We start from the raw sequence: 17,131 nt of genomic DNA on the forward strand, positions 1-17,131 counted from the left end.
GATTATTTCGACTCCTTCGCTTCGTAGAATGCAATTTGTTCTTTAATGTTTTGAGGTTGAACTTCAAACATGTTTTTCAAGAAATCAGATACTTTTTGTTTTGGAACTTTATCTGCTTCTGCAATTGCTACTTTAATTTCTTCTTTTGTTTTTTCGATTACTTCGTTTTCTTTTTCTTCAGACCATAAACCTTTGTCTTCTAGATATTTACGGAAACGAACTAGTGGATCTTTTTGTACCCATTCGTCATCCATGTCTTTTGAACGGTAACGAGTTGGATCATCACCTGATAATGTATGTGGACCATAACGGTAAGTTAATGTTTCAATCAATACAGGACCATTTCCTGCTGCAGACCATTCACGCGCTTCTTTTGCAATTGCATAAACTGCTAATGGATCCATTCCGTCAACAACGATTCCTGGAATTCCTGCTGCTACAGCTTTTTGTGCTAATGTTTTAGCTGCAGTTTGTTTTTCACGAGGTGTTGAGATCGCAAAACCATTGTTTTGGATGATGAACACGCCATTTGCATGATAAGCACCTGCAAAGTTGATTGCTTCATAGAAATCACCTTGTGAAGAACCGCCATCACCTGTATAAGTGAAGACAACGTTTTTCTTACCGCGTTTTTTCATTCCTAAAGCAACGCCTGCTGCTTGGATGTATTGCGCACCAATGATGATTTGTGGTGGTAGAGCATTTAATTCTGGTGCGTAGTGGTTACCTGCTACATGTCCACGAGACCATAAAAATGCTTCAGTTAATGGTAAGCCGTGTTGAACTAATTGAGGTACATCACGGTAACCTGGTAATAGGTAATCTTCTTTTTCCATAGCAAATTGACTTGCTAATTGACTTGCTTCTTGTCCAGCTGTTGGTGCGAAGAAGCCTAGACGACCTTGACGGTTCAAAGCAGTTGAGCGTTGGTCTAACACACGTGACCAAACCATACGAGTCATTAATTCTACTAATTCGTCATCTGATAAATCTGGTACAGCGTCTTTGTTTACGATTTTCCCATCTTTATCTAAAATTTGAAATGTTGGGAAATCAGCGTCGACTTTTTCCATAAGTGCTTTAAAGTCAATAGGTTTTTGTTTCTTTGCCTTTGCCATTTTGTCACACAATCCTCTCTGTTACGTTTCTTTTTTTCGAAAAAAGTAAAACAGCGTTAAAAACTGTATTACTTTTTATCGACTACACTTACAAATTATCACTAAACAGATAAAAGAGCAAGTAAAAAGTGAGCATTTCTTTAAATTTGATTAAAATACTCGAAACCTTTCGTACCAAAGGTTAGTGATTAAAATCACAAACAAGAAACCGTTTTACAAATAGCCTTCCTAATCGTATCTTTTGACAAACAGCTGTTATAGTCATCTAGATCATTGTTATGCTACAGCAGATTCACAAGTTAGAAATTGTTTGCTAAAAAATGAACAGAGTTTTTTCAGATACAAATAAAAGAACAAAGACAAAAATTTAGCTACTTTGTCTTTGTTCCATAAAAAACGAATATTAATGATTTTAAAATTATTTTTATCCACTCTTTACGAATAACAAATTCGATCACAAAGAAAATTTTCGTCATTCGCTCTTGAAAAAAGATTTAAAAAAAATGAATCAAAACAGTTATTTTGTGAAATCTACTTTTCAATAAAACAAAAAATAGTTTTTTTCTAAATCAAATCCACTCTTTCATGATATGGATATATAATCGTTTAGCAACTTCTACTGTGATCAAATATAGTACAATGATTAAAATGAACCATCCCCAATAATTAGCTGGAAGTTTCACAAAGTCGAAAACCTCCCTAATTGGTGTCAAGACAACCAGCAATCCTAAACCAATTGCACCTAAGCTAGAAAGAATCACAGCGGGAGATGCAATACTTTGAATAAATGGAAGTTTTCTAGTTCGCACCATTTGAACGACCAAGGTTTGGCTCACTAATCCAACAACAAACCAACCTGTTTGGAATAAATGTTGGCTACCGATCGTGTTTGCACTAAAGACAAACCACATCACTGCATAAGTCATAATATCGAAAATACTGCTTACAGGTCCAATGCACAACGTAAATTTCATCAAGCCATTGGTCTCCCAACGGACAGGTCTTAATAAATCTTCTTCATCTACATTATCCCAAGGAATAGCTAACTGCGCGATATCATAGATTAAATTTTGGATCAATAATTGAATAGACAGCATTGGTAAAAATGGCAAGAAGGCACTTGCAATCAAAATTGAAAAGACATTCCCAAAATTGGAGCTGATTGTGATTTTAATGTATTTCATCATATTACTAAAAACTTTTCTGCCTTCGATTACTCCATCTTCCAAAACGTTCAAACTCTTCTCTAATAAAATGATTGAGCTGGCATCTTTCGTAATATCAGCTGCTGTATCAACTGAGATTCCTACGTCTGCTTTACGAAGAGCTGGTGCATCATTGATCCCATCCCCCATAAAACCTACAGTATGTCCATTTCCTTGAAGCGTTTCAATGATTCGAGATTTTTGCATAGGATTCAATTTTGCAAACAAATTCGTTTTTTCTACTTCCTCTTTCATTTGTTCATCAGACATGTTGTCGATTTCAGAACCAAGCACAACATGAGATACCTCAATTCCTACATCACTACACACTTTTTTAGCAACAATGTCATTATCACCAGTTAAAACTTTTACATTGACACCATGTTCATGCAAAGACTTGATTGCTGTGATCGCTGATTTTTTCGCTGGATCTAGGAAGCCCATAAAACCAATCAATGTCATCCCTTGCTCATCTTCTACACTATAAATAGCTTCACTATGAACATCTTTTTTTACCGCAACAGCCAAAGCACGCATGCCTTGTTCATTCATCCGAATATTTACTTCACGCATCTTTTTTTGTAATTCCGGTGTTAATGGTACAATTTCCCCATTTATTTCAGCATGTGTACAAACTGCCTCCATCTCTTCGACAGCACCTTTAGTGATCATAAATTGATGACCATCTGCATTGACGACCACGGTTAAACGACGACGAGAAAAATCGAAAGGAATTTCATCTAATTTTGTCACTGAGTGATAAGGACTTTGATTCTTGTTTTCCTCATAAAAATTAATCACAGCAATATCCATTAAGTTTTTCCAGCCGGTTTGATAGTGAGAATTTAAAAAGGCCATATCTAAGACTTGATTATTGACCTCACCTAAAGGATCAAGATGCTGAACTAAAACAACTCTATCTTCTGTAATTGTTCCTGTTTTATCAGTGCAAAGAATATCCATGCTGCCTAAATTTTGAATAGAGGGTAATTCTTTCACGATTACTTTATGTTTAGATAGACTTAACGCCCCTTTTGCTAAGTTGCTTGTTACGATCATTGGCAGCATTTCCGGCGTTAAACCAACTGCTACAGCAATTGCAAAGAAGAACGCTTCACCCCATTCGCCTTTGGTAAGACCATTGATCAAAAATACGATTGGAAATAAAATCATCACCATTCGTAATAAAAATTTACTAACCTTTGATAACCCAATATCAAAAGATGTTTTTCCACGTTGTGTAGTTGCATTTTTCGCAATATCTCCAAAGAAAGTATTTTGACCCGTCTTTAGGATGATCGCTCTTCCTTGTCCACTCAATACGTCTGTGCCCATAAAAATTAAGTCTTGCATATCTAAGGCAGAAACAGATTCCGACTCTTTATCGATTCCTGCATCAACGAATTTTTCTACAGGCATTGATTCTCCCGTTAAAGAAGATTGATTGATAAACAAATCTTTGGTCCAAATCAACACAGCATCAGCAGGGATCATATCTCCTGTCGCAAGAGTTACAATGTCTCCTGGCACAACTTCATCCATCGGAATTTCTTTAGTTTTTCCAGCACGTGTCACTGCTGTAGTATTTTCGATAAGTTCTTTTAAATTCAAGCTAGCTTTTTGTGAACGATATTCTTGAATAAATGCAATAATAACACTAGCTAAAATCATGATTCCCATGACAAGTGCTGCTTCAAAATCTTTTGTTACGGCTGAAACTACCATCAATAAAGCTAACACATAAACGAATGGATCTCTAAAAGCTTCTAAAAACATCATAATTGCTGGTGTTGGTTTTTGTGCAGATACTTCATTTGGTCCGTATTCTTCTAAACGGTGTTTGGCATCCTCTTCCGATAATCCTTTTTCTGATGTGCGAAGCTCCATCATCAATTCCCGTTCTGACAACATTGCAAGTTTTCTTAATTCTTGGTCTTTTGTCGTTTTTTTCATAACTGCTATTTTTTTGTTCATCATGTTCTTTTCCTCCTGGTTCTAGCATGCTTCATCTTATCTAGAAAGGGGAAGGAATTATTATTTCAATTCCATCGTTTCAAAGATGAAGGCTACATATTTTTTGTTTCTCGATTGACTGGGGTCTTCCATATAACTCTTCCTCTCTATCTTTTATTTTGGAACGATGGATTTTTTTGTTAGGTGGTGACTTTATTGTCTTGAATACTGCTCCTTGTACTGTTTAACTATCTGTTTTCCTTTTAGCTGCTTGTTTCTTTTGGCGGAACTTCGCTCCTTGCAGTCGCCAAGTACTTTTCATCATCTGCTCTGGCAGAGCCAGTCTACTCTTTAACTCTTAGAGCTTTTGCTCGCTGACTTTTGTTTTCCTTCTGGCTGCTTGTTTCTTTTGGCGGAACTTCGCTCCTTGCAGTCGCCAAGTACTTTTCATCATCTGCTCTGGCAGAGCCAGTCTACTCTTTAACTCTTAGAGCTTTTGCTCGCTGACTTTTGTTTTCCTTCTGGCTGCTTGCTTCTTTTGGCGGAACTTCGCTCCTTGCAGTCGCCAAGTACTTTTCATCATCTGCTCTGGCAGAGCCAATCTACTCTTTAACTCCTAGAGCTTTTGCTCGCTGACTTTTGTTTTCCTTCTGGCTGCTTGCTTCTTTTGGCGGAACTTCGCTCCTTGCAGTCGCCAAGTACTTTTCATCATCTGCTCTGGCAGAGCCAGTCGCAGTGATTCAAAGCAAAACGCACACTCAACAATAGAGTGTGCGTGAAATAGCAACTTAAATAAAAGTATCTCTATCGTTGAGCTTTAGCACTATAGGGCGTAGATAATTTCTTATCAGCTACGTTATGAATGACCTTCACGATCATTCCTGTTCAACCAACTAAGAGTCTCTCGATTCTTTCGCGGCAGCAGCATGTGTCCAAATAGGAGCCTCACCTAACAATTATTCAGTTATGAATCCTTAACCATCATAGTTCATATTTTTACAATTGTCAAAAGAAAATGAAATAATAAAAAATCATCCCTCCTTACGCATCTTTCTTCAACTCTGCTCGTCCTTGATAAATTTCTGTCCTTGAAAATTTTGCTGTTTTTAATTCTTCGTCTGATAATTGATCCACAAGATCATAAAACCAGTTACCTAAATCAAAAAACTGAGCATTGGTCATTTTTTTAGATTCTGAAAATAAAATATTTTCAGCCTGATTCACTTGTAATTTCAATATGAGTTCCGAAAGGTAACTTTTAATTGGGACAGAATAATCTTCTCCAGTCCCTTCATCTGTCACTTGGATCATCGGCAGAACTTCGGCTTCACACGTTTTCTTAAAAGGATTAAACACAGCAGCTTTCACTTGTCTCATAAACCAATCTTCTTCATATTTCATCATTGTAATGCACTCCTTTTCAATCTTTATCACATTACCAGACATTTGTTTCTCATCTTTTTTTAATGTACTCTTTCATTATAGCAGTTTCGACACACAAAAGAGCATATAAAAAGAAACTGAATCCCAGTACTAACTGCTTTCAGTTTCTTATAACTATTTTTCGTCTACTTTTTGGATAAATCTTTTATTGCTTTCAACTTCAAATATAAAATAATTGAACACGGAACAAGGGTGACTATATTCGTCAAGAACACGGCAATATCTCCTTTTAATAAACCATAAATGACCCAGAAAAATACCCCCACAGCAAACATAATGTATGTTGCTAATGAAATGCCTTCAGTTTGATTGGTTTTTATTGTTTGAATAGCTTGTGGAATAAATGAAATGCTTGTACAAACTCCTGCTATCATGCCTAAAACTGTAATCATTTTCCCACTAGTTCTTCTACTTTATTTTTTAAAGCATAAAAGTTTTTATTCATTTCTAAAAGTTCATTAGCAACATCTCGCAATACAACAGTTGTCATCAATTGATCCTCTGCATGCATAAAAAGCAAAGTCAGTTCGACATTTTTTTCTTTTGCTTCTTGTGTAATTATAGTAAAATGTTCCTTTTCTCCAAGGCGTAAAGAATCGTTGGCTTCAGCAATCGATTGTTCAGCCTCTGCAAATTTTCCTTTACGCGCATAGTCCATGCTTTCCATTACTTTTGATTTAGCTGTTCCTACCGTACTAATAATATTAAAGGCAGTTAATTCTAATCCATCCATTATTTTCACTTCTTTCTATTGATAAGTCATAGTGATTATTTCGTAACCCTCGATTTTAGCTACATTAAATATAAGTTTCTCGTTAACAATTTTAAAAGATAACTCTTTATTTGTTTTTACTTGAATTAAGTTTACGGGCCTACATTTTTTCAGTTGTAATTTTGAGGTTAACACTGTTAAATCCAGTTCGATTGTTTGATTATATAATGGGATTTTATCTTCGATCGTATCTAAATCCAAGGCACGTCGTTCAGGAATGTAATGTAGTAGATTCAATATCACACTTTTTCTGGTTACTTGATGATTTAAGATTACATCAGCAGATGTTGGTAAGTTGCTACTCACTAGTTTTCTTCCATCTAATAAAAACTCGATTCCAGCTAAGATTAGCTCTTTATAGGCTTTTACTCCTTGTTTTTTATACATTTCAAATAAAGGAAATGTATAATAAAGAACTTGATCGGCGACTGTAACAACTGGGTTTCCTGTTTTTTGTCCAACTGGTGCCTGAAAATGAGAATAATAATGCTGATAATTCCTTTCAACAATAGGGGCCGCCTCTTCTCCTTTTATGGCTGCATTAATTGGACTGACAACTGTTCCTTGACCATGTAGTACTAATTCACCTTGGGGCAACTTGGGAAAGAAGGCAGAACTAAAATAACCATACATTGGAATAGATCGTATTTCTTCCTGGTATTTGATGCCCCAATGTTCAATAAATTGTTTTCCTTCTACCAATCCACTGTGATATGTGGCTAAAATTTTCCCCCCGTGCTTTATATACTCGTGGATTGTTTCGGCTAGTTCATGCGTCAACACTAGTTTATCTGGCAGTACTAACACCTGATAGTTAGACCAATCCATCCACTGATCAACGATATCAAATTGATAATGAGCTTCATTCAGCATATTGACTGCCCCTGCTAATGATAAATCAACTTTTTCAGTGCTTGTTTCAATGATTCCAGGATGTAAAATAGCAATTTCCGCTATAGCTTTGGCTGCTTCATTATACACTTCTAGTTCTTTGACTTGGCTGTATACGTTACCTATCAACTGGTACGTTGTTTTTTGCAAAGTTCCATCTGGATACATTTGATCACCGATCGAACATTTTGCTCCATGGGCAAGTGCTAAAAAGGATTCATATTCCAGTGCAGCTTGATTTTTGTAACTTCCAAAATCAGCCCAAACCTTATGAAATTTCCCAGTCATGCCTAAATATTCCTTACCTAAATTTTTAGCATAGCGAACGACTGTCGGAAAATGTTGATAGCCCCAAACTCCACTAGGTAACGATTCGATTTCTAAATGGCTGTATTGTGTAAGATTTGGTCGAATACTGGGTAAAATATTCCCTTCATTAAAAAAAATCGGACAATTTTGGTCTAAGTTTCTAATAGTTTGATAGATTTCTTTTTTTAAAAACTGTTCTGTTTCTTTCGCAAAAACACAGCAATCATTTTCATTTTTGGGATCGTATCCATTTTCCAGCATTTTTTTCAAACAATCATTGCAACAGCAAGGATCTTGCCAAACAATATCGAAAAATAACCCATCAAGTTTATCATCAAAATGGTGAATCAGATCTGTAATCTGATCTTTTAAATAGTCTAAATACGGCGTGTTAAAGCACAATGTTTTCCAACCAGGAGCAAGTTGACCATAATCTTCAAAACCGTACATACTGCCGTCAGCTTTCCGTTCCAACCATTCAGGATGTTTCTCAGCTGCATAAGCATCCCAGCCAACGCTTACGTAGATCGGCGCTTTGATTCCAATCTCATGACAGGCGTCTACTTGCTCCATCAAAAAATTTTTTTTCATTTGTGGATGCTTAGCTGGTAAATCTGTTTGATAGTAAATATACCCATGATGGCATCTACCCGTCAGTGTAACTGAATTAACTTCTGCCTTTAGCAATGTTTGTTGAAATACTTTTTTATCAAAATTTCGCCCTAATTCAAAAGGCAATGCGGGCGTATGAAAATCTAAATGGATCTGCCGCGATGCTAACTTACTCATCTTTACCCGCCTCCCTAAATTGGAATTTCGTCCATGGTTGGATATAAGGAATCAAAAATAATTCTTCGTCTATAATTTTAGCTACTTGATTTTTTTCACCTTTTTGATTTGGCATTTCTTGCTTCACAATATTCAGCTCCCCCTTGTACTGACCAAACGTATTGTTGCCAATCGTAATATCACCTAAATCAATTGAATCAGCTGTATTATTAGCTGGAATATCGCTTGTTTGGTAGTTTAGTTTGACGAAAGTTGAACGAATACTGTAACTATTGATATCTCCTCGATTGAAATGCTGATGTGTCAAAACGATATCTTTTTCAAGGTCTGTTGTCCCTTTTGAAAAAGTGACATCCAGCTGAATTTGATTCGTCAATAACTGGCTAAGTGCTTTCAATTCATCTTCTGAAGCAAAAGCATTTGCAATGATGATATCATCAATCACTCCTGTAGCAATCAAGTGTTTAGCCTGTAAAGTAATTGATAAATCGCGATGAGATTCAAGTGTGCATAAACCATCTGTATATGGATGAGGTCCGTGTTCTGCTTCATGCGAATTTACGAAAGCAGCTGTGCGCAATCCTAATTTTTTATATTTTTTAGAACACTTGATGAAATATTCATAATCCAGTCCCGTAAAACGTTGAGGATAAAAATTATGACAGCCAATGATTCGTTTTTTATTCGGCTGATAGGAAAGAATATTTTCCAAATAATACGTATCGTTGCTGATATTTACTTCTAAATCCAAGTCTGTCTGATCAAATGTCATCATCGACTCTACTAAACCATCAAAAGACGAATCCAAACGAATGCCGGTCGCTCCCATTTTTTTAAAGAAAGAAAGATCTTGATAATTAATCTTAAGTTGATCGAATACAGCTGGATTTAAATCCAATATAACCTCCATATTAAAGCTTCTTGCATGTTGGATCGCTATTTTTAATGAATCGATCACGTTTTTTTCTTGTCCCGGTTCAATCATCAAAAGGTTGGTAAACACTCGGCCAAAACCGTATTTTGCCGCTAAATCGATATACGCAAGTGTTTCTGTTTGTTTTTCTTTGTACGGATAAATTGAAATTCCTAGCATAACTATTCCCGCCTTTTTTATTTAACTTATATTGTTTCCACCAAGTTTTCTGCTAATGCAGCTTCATCTTGTTTTTTCGCTTCAATTTCTTTTTCCACCATATTTTTATCGAAGGCTTTAAAGAACGGTAAATAAATTAGACCTGCTACAAGGATATTGACGATTGCCAAAACAGCAGCACGCCAGTCAAGCCCTGTTGCCATCATAGCCCCAATCGGAGCTGGCAACGTCCAAGGAGCAATCGCAATTGGATAATTAACTAAATGGAAAACGCCCATCGCTAAATAAGTGATAATCCCCATAACAACTGGTGCTGCGATAAATGGAATGGCAAAAAATGGATTCATAACAATCGGTACCCCAAAAATCAAGGGTTCATTGATATTAAAAATCCCTGGTACTAATGTAAACTTACCCATTTTCTTACAAAACTCTGATTTTCCAAAAAAAGCCATCAAGAACGCCAATGAAAGGGTTGCTCCAGCTCCGCCAATCCAGATAAACCATTGGAAAAATTGTTCTGTCATAAAATGTGGAATGGCTGTTCCAGCAGCGGCAGCATTAATATTAGCATTTAAATTTTCATACCAGAACGGATATAAAATCGGTGTAGCAATAATCATACCGTGAATCCCGAATATCCAAACAATCGTGATCAATAAAACTGGTACAATCACTGACATTACATTATCCCCAGCAAAGTAACGAATTGGAGAAAAGACCCATTGTAGCGCACTGTTAATATCAAAATTAAGGCCAACTTTGATGATCCAAGCTGTTACAATAACAATGGCCCCTGGAATCAAAGCAGCAAATGAATTGATCACTGAAGTTGGTACTCCGTGAGGCATTTTGATGACCATGTTTCGTTTAACGCAAAAACGGACAACTTCTACCGTAAAAATTGAAATAATAATCGCTGTAAATAATCCGCCTGCTCCAAAATTCCCCATAGGTAAAACCGTTCCACTAAACGTCAAACCAGCTTTTTCTGCAACTTCTGGATCAATAGTCCCAGGTGTGACTGCTGCAATCAAAAAGGCCAATACTGCCAACACACTTGTTGACACTTTATCTAGCTTATAATCTTCACATAGACTAGAAGCAATTCCAATACACACATAAACAGACATAAAATCCATCGTGAAATTCATTGGAATTTTTAAGTTATCAGCATAAGGTGCAATAAAATCTTTCCACGCATCGATTGGTAGATTCAGCATAATAATAAAAACTGAACCAATGATTGTGACCGGAATGATCACACTCATCCCATTTCTAACAGCAGTTAAGTAACGGTTATTAGCAATATTCCCCATGATCTCAACGACTTTACCAAAATTAAATTTACTTGTTTTTGTTTCCATTTTTTTCTCCTCTCCGTTTTTGAACCGTTTCAATTTAAACATAAAAATAAAAGAGTAAATAACTTTTATTTTTTTACCGATTGCTGGATCAAACGATATAACTCTGGAATTCCCATTGGTGTGTATAAAATACCTTCAATCGGTATCAACGGAATATTTCTAGCATCTGCTTCTTTTTGTAAATGAGCTTTTCTAAAACTAACTTGAGGAGCTAACAGTAATGCATCCCATTCCTCCTGTTGCATTTTCAGACTAACTTCTTCTGTCCCTGTTGCCTCCATATAAAAATCTTCGTTACCGTTTTTCTTCGCTTCTACTACTAAGTTTTCAGCTAAAATCGATGAACTCATACCTCCGCCACATGCTAATAATACTTTCATAAAAATTCCTCCTCTATTTATGAACCGTTTCAATTTTATGATGTAATTATAATATGCAAACGCTTAACTTTCAAGCCCTTTTTTTATTTTTCTTACTGAATCGCGCCAAAGTAAGCTAGTTTCTAGCTCTATTACTATGTTTTTAGTAATTGTAGGATCTTTGATTTTCTGTATTAACAAGGTCCCCACAGTCTCACCAATTTGTTTTACTGGTTGTTCTACTACAGTTAATTTCGGCTGAAAAATATCACTTAATTCGAAATGATCAAAACCAACAATCGATATATCTTCTGGTATCACTAACTGACGTTCATAAACGGCTTGAACTGCTCCTAAGGTCATATAGTAGTTCGTACTGTAAAGAGCTGTTATTTCTCCTTTATTTAACATTTTTTTGGCCTTTAAATAACCTGATTCTTTTTTATAATCGCCAATTTCAATCGTTGAGCTAGCATATAAACCCAATTCTTTCATTGCATCAACAAATCCATTTAATCGCTCTCTACCGATAAAACGATCTTGACTCCCCGCAATAATACCGATTCTCTCATGTCCTAACTCAGCAAGTTTTTGAACAACATCATATGAAGCCTGATAATTGTCAACTAAAACTGTATCCGTTTGAAAATCACTGATTGGCGAATCTACTGCGACAATCGGTATCCCTTCTTTTTCAAACTTATCTAATACAGCTAACTTTTTTTCTAGATGAAAAATAACAATACCATCTACGGATCTAGAACGTAAAAACTCCAATTTTTGTTCTAATTTACTCAGATCATTTTGATAATCACAAAGAATCAAACTATAATTATTTTCTTCTAGATAAGATTCCAAATACGTAACGATAGATGTTGCAAAGACATCCGTTAATGTATTGATCACTACACCGACGGAAAGGCTTTTGTTGTTTTTCAGTCCTTTAGCAATAATGTTTTCTTCATAACCTAGCTTTTCAATTGCTTCACGAATATTCGTCATATTAGCTGCTTTTAGTTGATGACCATTTAAATATCTTGAGACTGTTCCTAAGGAAACACCTGCTTCTTTTGCTACTTCTCTAATTGTTACCACCGTACCAAAAACTCCTTCCTACTATTTGCTAACTCCATACTAACGAAGCTTTAAGCTTATTTCAATAAAAAGATTGCATGTTGTTAGATATTTTTGTATTTACTTTTTAGACCTCAGGAATTGGCTCATTTAAAAGAATATTTCCGTTTTGACTAAAATAATCCACCTGCATAGCCACTAAATCTGTCCGCCAATAGGCTACTCCTGCTTCTCCAGCAAGTTCTGTGAACTTTTCAAATGTAATGTCACCTGCTTGTGCTTTTAAAACTGCTTCTTTTATTGCTGCAGAAGATTCTGTACCGGCTATCGTTTTAGGTTTTCCATTCATTTGAATCTCAATATAGGTTTCTTCATCATAATAACGATAAACTCCTGCTTCTACCAAATAATCGTATTTTTCAACGCCAATCTTTTTTAAATCGCGAATCAACTCGGAAAATCCACTAGCATTTTTTTCATTATTCACGATTTCTTCAATTGTCTTTAAATCAAGACTCATTCTCTTCACTCCTATTAATCGTATAAAAATAGATCTAGGTCAAAACTTATCAAGCTTTGACCTAGATCTTAGTCAGTCAAAATTAGTGTGGTTCTTTACTAAATCGATTGATTATTGATTATTTAACTTCTTCTACTTCTGCCATATCTTCAATATATTTATACACTTGTTGTCCAGCAATTCCGCCTTCTCCAACAGCTGTTGTGATTTGGCGTAGCGTTTTTTCACGAACATCACCAATCGCAAAAACACCTGGAATACTTGTTTTCATATCTTGATCCGTTTCAATCCAACCTTCTGCATTCGTTAAGCCAGATTTTTTGAAAGGTTCAGTCAATGGATCAAGTCCAACATAGATAAAGACGCCGTCTGCTTCGATCTCTTTGACTTCATCAGTCAACACATTTCTTAATTGCCCACCTGTCACGACCATATCGTTTCCAGTGATTTCTTCTAAAACAGTATTCCATTCAAAAGAAATTTTCTCATTGGCAAATGCGCGATCTTGAATGATTTTTTGCGCACGTAACTCATCACGACGATGCACGATCACAACTTCTGAAGCAAATTGCGTTAAGTAAATTGCTTCTTCAACTGCTGAATCACCACCACCAATAACTAATAAACGTTTATTTCGGAAGAATGCTCCGTCACAAACCGCACAATAAGAAACACCACGACCAGCAAATTCCTCTTCGCCTTTAACACCTAGTTTACGATGTTCACACCCAGTGGCAATAATCACTGTTTTTGCTTGATACGTTTTATCATCACAAATGACTTCTTTATATGAACCTTGATCTTTGATATCCATTACAATACCATATGCATTTTCAGTACCAAATTTTTCAACATTTTCATACATTTTATAAGCCAACTCAGGTCCCATGATCGAATCAAAACCTGGATAGTTTTCTACCTCAGCAGTATTGTTCATTTGTCCACCTGGCGCTCCGCGTTCAATCATCAACACTGAAAGATTGGAACGTGACGCATACAGCGCTGCAGTCATTCCAGCAGGTCCTGCCCCAATTATAATTACATCATACATAAGTTTTTTCACCCTCCGAATTTTTCAAGTACATTTACTTTACAACTTAAACGAGTGATTGTCTATATTTCTGCCCAAATTTTCCTTTAGAGAATTGATTTTAAAACGTATTTTGATCTGCTTACTAAATTCAATATTGAAACTTTACTTTTTACATTGTGAAAAAGAGCAGGACAACAGAAGAAATCTGTTTTGTCTTGCTCTTTAACTTTAAATAAATAATAGTCAAAATTAGTGTTTTCAGAAATGATCTGAAATTGCTTCACGCTTATTTCTTTTTTTGAATCCAGTAATAACTACCTTCAATAATGATGTTGAATACCATGTGAAATGGCGGAATCAAATGAACTGAATTTCTATATTAATGATGATGCACTAGTGTCGAAACATTTTACTTCCCCGATATCTTTAAAATATTTCAATCAATTCTTTAATTGTTAAAAAATGGTGTTATTATATATGTTTTGAAATGAAATCATAATTGCGTTCTGATAATTTGGCAGCACTTGTTTGAACGCCTTTTGAAAATTTTTCAAACGTACGAATACCAATTAAATTCCCACGTTGGTCAAAAATTGGAGCACCGTAGTTTCCATCTTTACTTGCTTGGTTAACCCAAAAATGAGAAGCAACGTTGTAGCTGATCGTTGCTTGGCTTTCCCACATTTCGCCTTTTTTGTCAGCGTCATAACCTGGCATCGTTACAGAACCACAAACTAAAATAGTTGGTTTTTTTACAACTGGAACTACAGACACAACATCACCTATATTTTGTCCCTGTTCGTTTGATTTTAGTGTCAAAACAGCTAAATTTCCCCATACATCTTCAAAGTCAACTGACTCAACTTGAAATGAACCAAAAGGAGCATTTTCTCCATTTTTAGCAGGTGTAACAAATGAATGTTCAAGGTTTTCACTATTTTTTAAATTTTCAACCACATTATATGAAGTAACTACTTTATTCTTAGCGATAACTGTGCCCGTACCAGTTACCCCGTTTGCATCAATAAATGCAACACTTTGGAAACGTCCTTTTGTCGTATCATTGATTTTTGATTTGATTTCTGTTAATTTTTCTCTTACTGGATGAGCAGCTTGTGCTTGTGGTGCTATTGTAACAGCTGCAGTAGATAATACTGCACTACAAAGTAAAACTGTTACTACGCTCGATATTTTCATTGATTTACCATCCTTCATTTTTCTTTTTTGACTCCACCACTTCACATGGTATTCAACAACTTATTCAAAAGCTCTATTACAATTTAGACTATTGGAATTACTTAATTATTTTAAATCAGTTAAATTTTTTCCCAAACTGGGGCTTTTCCTGGTTCTTCTCCACGAGTCCACCATTTAGCTTTATATTTTGCTCCTTTATAAGTCACTACATTGCCTCCGGAATAAGCCAATTTTGATTGCCATTCTTCGATAATGCCAGAGCTTAATTTTTCCCATACATCAGAACTTCCTGGTTTATTTCCTTGCGTCCACCATTTTGCCTTGTATTCAATTCCGTTGTAGAAAACTTTATCGCCAGCTACATACGTTTTTGATTGAACCCATGTTGTTTGAGTTTCCGCTGGTTTTTCAGGTTCCTTTTCAGTTTGTACAATAACATTAGCCGATAAGACCGAACGATTCCCAGCTTTATCTACAGCTGCAATCGACATGCTGTAAGCCGTATTCGCTGATAAATCATTCATTTGGAAATTAGTTGCTCTGCTTTCACCTATTTTTGAACCATCTCGATACACTTCGTATTTATCTACACCAATATTATCTGTTGCAGGATTCCAAGTAAGTTGAGCGGAAGTAGTTGTAACATTGTTTGCTCTTAAACCTGTTACTTGGCTTGGTGCTTGAGTATCCATTATGATTTCTTTTTCTGTCCGAACAGCTAGCCCTGCTGACATGACAGAACGATTTCCGGCTTTATCTACAGCTACAATCGAAAAAGTATATGACGTATCTGAAGCTAGAGTATTTGCTGTAAAAGTAGTTGTTTTACTTTCACCAACTTTTGAACCATTCCGATACACTTCATATTTATCAACACCAACATTATCTGTTGCAGGATTCCAAGTAAGTTGAGCCGAGTTACTTGTAACACTACTTGCTCTCACACCTGTTACCTGGCTTGGCGCTTGTGTATCAACTTCTTTTTGCTCTAAATGCTTTGCAATAAACTCATAATTAGAACCAGTGATTTTTGATCCACCGTTTTTGAATGCCACATTCCCCATACGATATTCAGATGTATGAACAGCGATCAATTGATTATTTTCATTGTAAACAGGAGCCCCAGAAGTTCCTCCGATAGAGTCCATATCGTAATATAGTCGCTCAGCTGTTTGCGAAATAATGGACCCTTTTCCTTCCCATAACTCTCCGTATTTGTCTTGGCTGTATCCTGGTAACTTCCCTTTCGTGCCAACCGGGATGCTTGGTACATTATTCACAGGGATTATTGGGACAACATCTCCAATATTTTTACCATTGCCATTTGGTTTTAACGTCACAACCGCAACATCATGATCACGATTATTTTGAACAGTCCAACCAGTATGAATATCAATAGATTCTATTTTAAAAGAACCATACGGATAGTAATAACCATTACGAGCTGGGCTTACATTTGCTCGGCTAATATCAGAACTTGTTTTTAAACTTGTTACAACGTGCCCTGCTGTCAACACTTTATTTTTTCCAATAACAGTTCCTGAGCCAAATCCTCCATCTGCTTTTGAAAGATAGACAATACTAGAGTATGGCGCTTTTGTCGTATCCATTATTTTTGCACGAGTATCTTCTCCAAGTATCGCTCTTTTTTCTGGTACTTTCGTTTCTGCATAACTATGCTCATTCAATGTCACCATTGATAAGGTCATACCACAAAGTAAAAATGTCATCATTTTCTTCAATTTCACTATTTCTTCCTCCCAAAAATTTTCTGTCTTGGTCTACCATTTTATACGAACTGTTAAACATCTAAAGTTCAGAAATCGTAAAAAATTAGAAATAAATGAGCAGTCTAAATGTTAACTATTATTTTCTTTAATAAAACAGTATAAAATTTCGATAATATTTATACTGTTTTTTGACCTATTTTCACATCCACTCAGTAACAAAGCTTTAATAAACAAGAAAAAACGATTCAAAGTGAGAAATTATTGCTCACTTTGAATCG

At 35.7% G+C, this 17,131-nt stretch carries 14 protein-coding genes and 1 riboswitch; all 14 genes read right to left on the minus strand.

What is annotated here, in order from left to right:
- Positions 1-2 precede the first annotated feature (2 nt).
- Entirely contained in the window at positions 3-1,118 is a 1,116-nt protein-coding gene (pdhA, locus tag AC4BB5_RS12200; protein WP_490456390.1) for a pyruvate dehydrogenase (acetyl-transferring) E1 component subunit alpha, read from the minus strand.
- A gap of 569 nt (positions 1,119-1,687) precedes the next feature.
- Positions 1,688-4,300, minus strand: a complete 2,613-nt coding sequence (gene mgtA / locus AC4BB5_RS12205; protein ID WP_490456391.1) for a magnesium-translocating P-type ATPase — start codon at positions 4,298-4,300, stop codon at positions 1,688-1,690.
- 772 nt (positions 4,301-5,072) lie between these two features.
- Positions 5,073-5,240: riboswitch (M-box (ykoK) riboswitch) on the minus strand.
- A 77-nt stretch (positions 5,241-5,317) separates the two neighbouring features.
- A complete protein-coding gene (locus AC4BB5_RS12210; protein ID WP_490456392.1) occupies positions 5,318-5,680 on the minus strand; it encodes a DUF6483 family protein in 363 nt (120 codons plus the stop codon).
- Between the two features lie 164 nt (positions 5,681-5,844).
- Complete coding sequence (locus AC4BB5_RS12215) at positions 5,845-6,111, minus strand: SemiSWEET transporter (RefSeq protein ID WP_490456393.1); 267 nt, start codon at positions 6,109-6,111, stop codon at positions 5,845-5,847.
- Complete coding sequence (locus AC4BB5_RS12220; RefSeq protein WP_490456394.1) at positions 6,108-6,452, minus strand: PTS lactose/cellobiose transporter subunit IIA; 345 nt, start codon at positions 6,450-6,452, stop codon at positions 6,108-6,110. The genes AC4BB5_RS12215 and AC4BB5_RS12220 overlap by 4 nt, the downstream gene beginning before the upstream one ends.
- A 15-nt stretch (positions 6,453-6,467) precedes the next feature.
- Positions 6,468-8,480, minus strand: coding sequence for an alpha-amylase family protein (locus tag AC4BB5_RS12225; RefSeq protein WP_490456395.1), 2,013 nt, complete (start codon positions 8,478-8,480; stop codon positions 6,468-6,470).
- The gene (locus AC4BB5_RS12230) at positions 8,473-9,573 is read right to left on the minus strand and encodes a DUF871 domain-containing protein (RefSeq protein ID WP_490456396.1); all 1,101 of its coding nucleotides are present in this window, start codon (positions 9,571-9,573) and stop codon (positions 8,473-8,475) included. The genes AC4BB5_RS12225 and AC4BB5_RS12230 overlap by 8 nt, the downstream gene beginning before the upstream one ends.
- Before the next feature lie 26 nt (positions 9,574-9,599).
- Positions 9,600-10,940: a PTS sugar transporter subunit IIC gene (locus AC4BB5_RS12235; RefSeq protein WP_490456397.1), complete on the minus strand. Its 1,341-nt coding sequence runs from the start codon at positions 10,938-10,940 to the stop codon at positions 9,600-9,602.
- Positions 10,941-11,005: 65 nt separating this feature from the next.
- Entirely contained in the window at positions 11,006-11,320 is a 315-nt protein-coding gene (locus AC4BB5_RS12240) for a PTS sugar transporter subunit IIB (RefSeq protein WP_490456398.1), read from the minus strand.
- Positions 11,321-11,383: 63 nt separating this feature from the next.
- Entirely contained in the window at positions 11,384-12,394 is a 1,011-nt protein-coding gene (locus AC4BB5_RS12245; protein ID WP_490456399.1) for a LacI family DNA-binding transcriptional regulator, read from the minus strand.
- Between the two features lie 106 nt (positions 12,395-12,500).
- A complete protein-coding gene (locus tag AC4BB5_RS12250; protein ID WP_490456400.1) occupies positions 12,501-12,893 on the minus strand; it encodes a DUF1398 family protein in 393 nt (130 codons plus the stop codon).
- Positions 12,894-13,011: 118 nt separating this feature from the next.
- Positions 13,012-13,944 (minus strand): thioredoxin-disulfide reductase, encoded by a 933-nt coding sequence (gene trxB, locus AC4BB5_RS12255; RefSeq protein WP_490456401.1) that lies wholly within the window; start codon positions 13,942-13,944, stop codon positions 13,012-13,014.
- Positions 13,945-14,397: 453 nt separating this feature from the next.
- On the minus strand, positions 14,398-15,123 hold the full coding sequence (locus tag AC4BB5_RS12260) for a trypsin-like peptidase domain-containing protein (RefSeq protein WP_490456402.1): 726 nt from the start codon (positions 15,121-15,123) through the stop codon (positions 14,398-14,400).
- Positions 15,124-15,242: 119 nt separating this feature from the next.
- Positions 15,243-16,871 carry a fibronectin type III domain-containing protein gene (locus AC4BB5_RS12265; RefSeq protein WP_490456403.1) on the minus strand — a complete coding sequence of 543 codons (1,629 nt, stop codon included), beginning with the start codon at positions 16,869-16,871 and terminating at the stop codon, positions 15,243-15,245.
- Positions 16,872-17,131: the final 260 nt, after the last annotated feature.

Source organism: Enterococcus sp. AMC1252 (genome assembly GCF_058216515.1).

Bases quoted from the DNA above. Each gene is read 5' to 3' on its own strand.
- mgtA (WP_490456391.1), bottom strand. From the start codon at position 4,300: ATGATGAACAAAAAAATAGCAGTTATGAAAAAAACGACAAAAGACCAA.
- AC4BB5_RS12220 (WP_490456394.1), bottom strand. From the start codon at position 6,452: ATGGATGGATTAGAATTAACTGCCTTTAATATTATTAGTACGGTAGGA.
- AC4BB5_RS12210 (WP_490456392.1), bottom strand. From the start codon at position 5,680: ATGATGAAATATGAAGAAGATTGGTTTATGAGACAAGTGAAAGCTGCT.
- AC4BB5_RS12225 (WP_490456395.1), bottom strand. From the start codon at position 8,480: ATGAGTAAGTTAGCATCGCGGCAGATCCATTTAGATTTTCATACGCCC.
- AC4BB5_RS12215 (WP_490456393.1), bottom strand. From the start codon at position 6,111: ATGATTACAGTTTTAGGCATGATAGCAGGAGTTTGTACAAGCATTTCA.
- AC4BB5_RS12260 (WP_490456402.1), bottom strand. From the start codon at position 15,123: ATGAAAATATCGAGCGTAGTAACAGTTTTACTTTGTAGTGCAGTATTA.
- AC4BB5_RS12240 (WP_490456398.1), bottom strand. From the start codon at position 11,320: ATGAAAGTATTATTAGCATGTGGCGGAGGTATGAGTTCATCGATTTTA.
- pdhA (WP_490456390.1), bottom strand. From the start codon at position 1,118: ATGGCAAAGGCAAAGAAACAAAAACCTATTGACTTTAAAGCACTTATG.
- trxB (WP_490456401.1), bottom strand. From the start codon at position 13,944: ATGTATGATGTAATTATAATTGGGGCAGGACCTGCTGGAATGACTGCA.
- AC4BB5_RS12250 (WP_490456400.1), bottom strand. From the start codon at position 12,893: ATGAGTCTTGATTTAAAGACAATTGAAGAAATCGTGAATAATGAAAAA.
- AC4BB5_RS12230 (WP_490456396.1), bottom strand. From the start codon at position 9,573: ATGCTAGGAATTTCAATTTATCCGTACAAAGAAAAACAAACAGAAACA.
- AC4BB5_RS12235 (WP_490456397.1), bottom strand. From the start codon at position 10,940: ATGGAAACAAAAACAAGTAAATTTAATTTTGGTAAAGTCGTTGAGATC.